This is a genomic window from Enterococcus sp. 10F3_DIV0382 (assembly GCF_002140245.1).
Taxonomy (GTDB): Bacteria; Bacillota; Bacilli; order Lactobacillales; family Enterococcaceae; genus Enterococcus_B; species Enterococcus_B lactis.
Genome location: NZ_NGMF01000001.1, coordinates 2055985 through 2057960 on the forward strand (window position 1 = coordinate 2055985; position 1976 = coordinate 2057960).

Here is a 1976-nt window from a genome sequence, read left to right on the forward strand (position 1 = left end):
TTAAAATCTTAATCGGTTTAACATTTGTTAAAAATAAATCATAATAATCTAACACATAATAATAATCCAAAAATAATTGTGCCCAGTTTTCTAATTTCTTTGATACGTCCAAATCCGCATTTGCTTGTAATTCTTTTTTGAGTTTTTCCATTATGTGATAAGTTCGAGGTTCTTCTTCTTTCATTTCTTCGATATACGTACGATTAAAAAAAAGATCTGGATTACCATAAAATAGATAACTTCTTTCATGAAACGCAATAAAATTGAATATGAGTTCTGGATCCTTTATATCTCGCCGATTGTAAAATTAAGCTAGACAACTAAAAAAGTCATTTGTGCTACACTCAAAATAGTTCCGACCAAAGAATTATAAGGAGTGAGTACAAATGACCTATACCCATCTTACAACGGATGAACTTGTAATAATAGAGTCTTATTTCAAAATGAATCAATCTGTTGCTAAAACTGCCCATTGCTTGAATCGTTCAAGACAAACGATCCATAAAGTATATCTGTTCTTCAAGCAAGGAAAATCAGCCTTAGAATATTATCAACAGTATAAGAAAAACAAATCAAACTGTGGTAGACGTCCGCTTGTTTTACCCGAGGAACAATCAGAATATATTCAAAGAAAGGTTGTTCAAGGATGGACACCCGATGTGATTGTTGGTCGTGCAGCGTTTCCTATTAGTTGTTCTGCTCGTACCATTTATCGTATGTTCAAAAAGGGGCTATTTGATTCTTCTGACTTACCGATGAAAGGCAAGCGTAAACCGAATGGACATCAAGAAAGACGTGGAAAACAAACTTTCCGCCGCTCTATTCATGAACGTGAAAAGGATTATAGCCAATTCTCAAATGAGTTTGGTCACCTTGAAGGTGACACTATCGTAGGTCTGAAACATAAAAGTGCTGTAATTACCTTAGTTGAACGATTATCAAAAGTTATCATCACATTGAAACCGTGTGGTAGACAAGCGATTGATATTGAAAAAAAATTAAATCAATGGTTTGAATCTGTACCGAAAAACCTATTCAAATCCATCACTTTTGATTGTGGAAAGGAATTTTCAAATTGGAAACAGATCAGTAATGTCAATGATATTGCCATTTATTTCGCTGATCCAGGAACGCCGTCTCAAAGAGGCCTAAACGAGAATTCTAACGGATTGTTACGTAGAGATGGTTTATTGAAATCTATGGATTTCAATTCAGTAGATGAATTTTTTATTCAATCTGTCGCATCTAAACGAAATAATATTCCTAGAAAATCACTGGATTATCGAACACCTTTGGAAGTATTTTTGAGTTACGTAAGTATTGATGATCTGTCTAACTTAATTTGACAATTAAGATCTAAAGAAAAACGGAACATGCTTTGTAAAACTTTCTCCAAATTCTCAACTGCTCGATAAGAACAAGTATTTTGTCGCTGATGTGCATATGCATGACTATTTTCATATATTGCATTTCCATCAATTACTCCAAAAGAATAAATTATTCGATAAAGGAAACACAGTTCATCGCTGTTAAAAGAAAGATTAATTTGTTTTGACCACTTCTTCAAAAGATTAAAATGCGAATCATCTGAGATAACTGATTTATATTCATTATCTACTCGTACTTTTCTAAATGAACTTCTTTCTATATTAATGGCTAACCAAAAAGAAAATACACGTTTTTGAAAAATAGTTAACGTAATATCATAAATCCTCTCAAAAGCAACTATATACTTCTCTATTTCCTTTTGTTCGATATGAAATGGCCACTTATCACTACTTTCACGTGTAGAATTCCAATAGAAATAATAAAAAAAGCTACGAATGTTTGCCTCTGATGCATTCAATTCTAACTGAAATGGATGAAATGTTATATGATAACGCCTAAAATATGGAATTAAGAGCTTCGCATATCTGAAAACAGTAGATACACTAGTAAATTGCTCTTTAGCAAAATCTTTTAGAACACTTCTAGGA

The 1976-nt window shown here is 32.4% G+C and carries 2 protein-coding genes and 1 pseudogene; 1 reads left to right on the plus strand and 2 read right to left on the minus strand.

The window, feature by feature from the left end:
* A pseudogene (locus A5849_RS15405) lies at nucleotides 1-184 on the minus strand (transcriptional regulator); the annotation flags it as partial.
* A 202-nt stretch (nucleotides 185-386) separates the two neighbouring features.
* Here A5849_RS15405 and A5849_RS10330 point away from each other — a divergent pair.
* On the plus strand, nucleotides 387-1346 hold the full coding sequence (locus tag A5849_RS10330; protein ID WP_002301399.1) for an IS30 family transposase: 960 nt from the start codon (nucleotides 387-389) through the stop codon (nucleotides 1344-1346).
* On the opposite strand, the gene A5849_RS10335 is transcribed toward A5849_RS10330, so the two are convergent.
* The coding region (locus A5849_RS10335; RefSeq protein WP_179189224.1) for a helix-turn-helix domain-containing protein at nucleotides 1310-1976 on the minus strand (667 nt) is incomplete at its 5' end. The two genes, A5849_RS10330 and A5849_RS10335, sit on opposite strands and share 37 nt — an antisense overlap.